Source organism: Pseudomonas sp. AGC41, assembly GCF_057334555.1.
In genome coordinates this window covers 1-4,511 of the sequence record NZ_JBHFJB010000107.1, presented here as the reverse complement: position 1 = coordinate 4,511, position 4,511 = coordinate 1, and the positions used below count along the sequence as shown (strand labels likewise).

Here is a 4,511-nt window from a genome sequence, read left to right as displayed (position 1 = left end):
CCCACAAGGCCTGCGCCGGTCGAAAATGAAATACAAAAAGCCCAGGCTACACCTCCCTCCGGCCCCTACAATCAGGTTGAATACCAAAAATCGCCCGCGCGCCCACAGGAGCACAGCATGACCGCAACCGTTCTGGTACTGGTTGAAACCGTCAACGAATACTTGCCGATCCTCGAACGCCAGGGCTATCACCTGGAACTGGCGCCTACGCCAGCCGAACGCAGGACGGCGATTTTCGAACACGGCGAACGGTTCAGCGCGGTGCTGACGCGCGGCCCCCTGGGTTTGACCGCCGAGGAAATCGCCGCCCTGCCCAACCTGAAGATCATCTGCGTGATCGGCGCCGGTTATGAGCAAGTGGACCTGCACGCCGCCCGCAAACGAGGCATCGTGGTCACCAACGGCGCCGGGGTGAATGCCTCGTCAGTGGCCGACCATGCCATGGCCCTGCTGCTGGCGCTGGTGCGGGACGTGCCTCGCTCCGACGCCGCCCTGCGCCGTGGCGAGTGGCCGCGCCAGATGCGTCCCTCCCTGGCGGGCAAGCACCTGGGCGTGCTGGGACTCGGCGCCGTGGGCATAGCGATTGCCAAGCGTGCCGCCCTGGGTTTCGACATGAGCATCAGCTACCACAATCGGCGGGTTCGCAGCGACGTCCCGTATACCTTTTGCGCCACGCCAACGGAACTGGCCCGGGTCTGCGACTTTCTGATCATCGCCACACCTGGAGGCCTGGACACCCGGCAATTGATCACCCGACAAGTCCTCGATGCCCTCGGCCCCAATGGCTATCTGGTCAATATCGCCCGGGCCAGCGTGGTCAGCACCACCGATCTCGTCAACGCCCTTGAACAGCGACGGATTGCCGGGGCGGCGCTCGATGTGTTCGACCACGAACCGGAAGTGCCCGATGCCTTGAAGAGCCTGCCGAACGTGGTCTTGACGCCGCACGTGGCCGGCCTGTCGCCCGAAGCGAACCGAGCGATGGTGGAGCTGGTGGGCCAGAACCTGAGCGCGTTTTTTACCGGCGAGCAGGTACTGACCCCGGTGCCGCTGCCTGACGTGCAAGGTTGACTTGAGCGTACGTGACCACAGCCACGGTGACAGTTCATCAGGTCCACTGATTACCCGGCAACACGCTGACCTATAAGACCTCGGCGCGCTTGTGACGCCCCCCCACGCGCCATTAGATTAGCCAATGATCGATGGCCTCCAAAATAAGCAGAAGGGATAAGCATGGCAGTTACTGATCAGTCCACCCGCGTGCGCGATGGTGAAGAACTCGATGCCAGTCTGATCGACCCGTATCTCAAGGCCCATATTCCTGGCCTGACCGGCACGCCGCTGATCAGCCAGTTTCCGGGCGGCGCGTCGAACCTGACGTACCTGCTGGAATACCCCGAGCAGGAGTTCGTCCTGCGCCGCCCGCCGTTCGGCCACAAAGCCAAGTCTGCCCACGACATGGGCCGCGAATTTCGCATCCTCAATCAATTGCGCGACGGTTTTCCGTACTGCCCCAAAGCCTACGTGCATTGCACCGACGAGGCGGTGATAGGCGCCGAGTTCTATGTGATGGAACGGGTCAAAGGGATCATCCTGCGCTCCGAATTGCCGCCGGAGCTGGGTTTCGATGCGGCCCGCACCGAGGCGCTGTGCAAGAGTTTCATCGACCGGCTCGTCGAGCTGCACCGTGTTGACTACAGCGCCTGCGGCCTGGCCGACCTGGGCAAACCCGAAGGCTACGTAGCCCGGCAGATCCGTGGCTGGAGCGACCGTTACGAAAAAGCCCTGACCCCCGATGCGCCGGAATGGACGGCGGTCAAGACCTGGCTCAACGACAAGATGCCCGCCGACCACCCGACCTCAAGCATCGTCCACAACGACTACCGCTTCGACAACGTGATCCTCGACCCGGACAACCCGATGCAGATCATCGGCGTGCTGGACTGGGAACTGACCACCATCGGCGACCCGTTGATGGACCTGGGCAACAGCCTCGCTTATTGGATCGAAGCCGACGACCCGGCGCCGGTGCAGTTGATGCGCCGCCAGCCCAGCCATGCGCCGGGCATGCTGACCCGCCGTGAGTTTGTCGACTACTACGCCGAGCGCGCCGGAGTGCGCATCGACAACTTCGACTTCTATTACACCTATGGGCTGTTCCGCCTGGCCGGTATCGTCCAGCAGATCTACTACCGCTACTTTAATGGCCAGACCCAGGACAAACGCTTCGCGCAGTTCGTTCAGATGAACAAGCTGCTGGAGCAGATGAGCCTGCAAGTCATCCGCAAATCCACGCTCTGAGCGCACCTACAACAAGGAAACAGCATGTCCAAGACCCAGTTGTTCGACCTCGACGGCAAGATCGCTTTCGTTTCCGGCGCCAGCCGCGGTATCGGCGAAGCCATCGCCAAGCTGCTGGCCCAGCAAGGCGCCCATGTGATCGTTTCGAGCCGCAAGCTCGATGGCTGCCAGCACGTCGCCGATGCGATCATCGCCGCGGGCGGCAAGGCCACCGCGATCGCCTGCCACATCGGCGAAATGGAGCAGATCAGCCAGGTGTTCGCCGGGATCCGCGAGCAGTTCGGGCGCCTGGACATCCTGGTGAACAACGCGGCCACCAACCCACAGTTCTGCAATGTGCTGGACACCGACCTGGGCGCGTTCCAGAAAACCGTCGATGTGAATATCCGCGGCTACTTCTTCATGTCGGTGGAGGCCGGCAAGCTGATGCGCGAGAACGGCGGCGGCAGCATCATCAACGTCGCGTCGATCAATGGCATCTCGCCGGGCATTTTCCAGGGCATCTATTCGGTGACCAAGGCTGCGGTGATCAACATGACCAAGGTCTTCGCCAAGGAATGCGCGCAGTTCGGTATTCGTTGCAACGCCTTGCTGCCAGGCCTGACCGATACCAAGTTCGCCTCGGCGCTGGTCAAGAACGACGCCATCCTGAAGACCGCCCTGGCGCAGATCCCACTCAAGCGCGTCGCTGACCCGAGCGAAATGGCCGGCGCGGTGTTGTACCTGGCCAGCGATGCGTCGAGCTATACCACGGGTGTGGCGTTGAATGTGGATGGCGGGTTCTTGTCCTGATGGGTGTTTCCCTTGTGGGAGCGAGCCTGCTCGCGAATGCGTCAGGTCAGTCGACCTCAATGTTGACTGAAGTAGCGCTTTCGCGAGCAGGCTCGCTCCCACAGGGAATTCTCAAGGACAGAGGAATGAATTTTTATTCCATGATTTGCAATTAGCGAATATTTATTCCATAAAGAGCCTTCTGAAAATAACAATTCAAAGGCTCTTTCTTATGCGCGAACTCGGCATCGGTCTGATTGGCACCGGCTTCATGGGCCGTGCCCATGCCTTGGCGTTCCTTAACGCCAAGGCGGTGTTCGACCTTCCCCTGGACTTGAAACTGGCGGCCCTGGCTGACGCCGATCCGCAGCGTGCGCGCCAATGCGCACGGAGTTGGGGCTTCGAGACGGCCCACAGCGACTGGCAACAACTGATCGACGACCCGAACGTCCAGTTGGTCGCCATTACCACGCCCAACCATCTGCATTTTCCGATGGCCATGGCCGCGTTGGCGGCGGGCAAGCCGGTCTATTGCGAAAAACCGCTGGCGGTCTCCCTGGAACAGGCCGAGCAGATGCACCAGGCCGCCAAAGCGGCCGGGGTGGTGACGCGCGTCGGCTACAACTATCAGCACAACCCGATCATCCGGTTGGCGCGGGAAATGATCCAGCGCGGCGAGCTGGGGCAGATCATCAGTTTCCAGGGCGAATTCAGTGAGGACTTCATGGCCGACCCGACCTCGCCATGGTCCTGGCGCTGCGAAGCCGAGCACGCCGGCGGCGCCCTGGCCGACCTGGGCAGCCATTTGCTGGCCATGGCTCGTTACCTGCTGGGCGCTGTCGATTCGGTGTGTGCCGACAGCCAGACCGTACACAACCAGCGCCCGGCCAGCGCCGGCGCGATCGAACAGCGGGTCATTGCGGTTGACGATCAGGTCCAGGCGCTGCTGCGCTTCACCAGCGGCGCGCGGGGCACGATCAACAGCAGTTGGCTCAAACACGGCTACAAGAACCACCTGAGCTTCGAGATCAGCGGCACGCTCGGGACGCTGGCCTTCGATCAGGAACGACTGAACGAATTGCACCTGTGCCGCGTCGGCCAGGCAGGTTTCCAGCGACTGTTGGCCGGCCCCGACCTGCCGGGCTACGCTGCCTTCAGCCCGGCGGCCGGGCATCAGCTGGGGTACAACGAATTGAAGACATTGGAAGTCCGGGAGCTGGTCATGGCCCTCGCAGGCGAAGGCGGCAGCGGTACGGATTTCGCGGAAGCCTGGGAAGTCGAGCGCTTGGCGGCGGCGATCCGGGTGGCGGCGCGGGAGGAACGCTGGGTGAAAATACCGGAGCAATGAGCCCAGCGCCTGTCGCAAGGGGAAATGGGCTCAGCCAGTCATGTGGCGGCTGTCAGGCCGCTATCGCGAGCAGGCTCGCTCCCACAGGGTT

4 protein-coding genes are annotated in these 4,511 nt (G+C 62.2%); all 4 read left to right on the top strand.

Annotation, left to right across the window (positions count from 1 at the left end; all coding sequences use genetic code 11):
• Positions 1-117 precede the first annotated feature (117 nt).
• The 4 genes from ACE04F_RS18500 (at position 118) to ACE04F_RS18485 (ending at position 4,420) form a co-directional block, all read left to right on the top strand.
• Positions 118-1,071, top strand: coding sequence for a 2-hydroxyacid dehydrogenase (locus ACE04F_RS18500; RefSeq protein WP_486108935.1), 954 nt, complete (start codon positions 118-120; stop codon positions 1,069-1,071).
• Positions 1,072-1,233: 162 nt separating this feature from the next.
• Entirely contained in the window at positions 1,234-2,301 is a 1,068-nt protein-coding gene (locus ACE04F_RS18495) for a phosphotransferase family protein (protein WP_486108933.1), read from the top strand.
• Positions 2,302-2,325: 24 nt separating this feature from the next.
• A complete protein-coding gene (locus ACE04F_RS18490; protein ID WP_003180553.1) occupies positions 2,326-3,093 on the top strand; it encodes an SDR family oxidoreductase in 768 nt (255 codons plus the stop codon).
• A 211-nt stretch (positions 3,094-3,304) separates the two neighbouring features.
• Complete coding sequence (locus ACE04F_RS18485; protein ID WP_486108414.1) at positions 3,305-4,420, top strand: Gfo/Idh/MocA family protein; 1,116 nt, start codon at positions 3,305-3,307, stop codon at positions 4,418-4,420.
• The last annotated feature ends 91 nt before the right edge of the window (positions 4,421-4,511 follow it).

Coding starts and splice junctions, on each gene's coding strand:
- ACE04F_RS18500 (WP_486108935.1), top strand. CDS start 118: ATGACCGCAACCGTTCTGGTACTGGTTGAAACCGTCAACGAATACTTG.
- ACE04F_RS18495 (WP_486108933.1), top strand. CDS start 1,234: ATGGCAGTTACTGATCAGTCCACCCGCGTGCGCGATGGTGAAGAACTC.
- ACE04F_RS18490 (WP_003180553.1), top strand. CDS start 2,326: ATGTCCAAGACCCAGTTGTTCGACCTCGACGGCAAGATCGCTTTCGTT.
- ACE04F_RS18485 (WP_486108414.1), top strand. CDS start 3,305: ATGCGCGAACTCGGCATCGGTCTGATTGGCACCGGCTTCATGGGCCGT.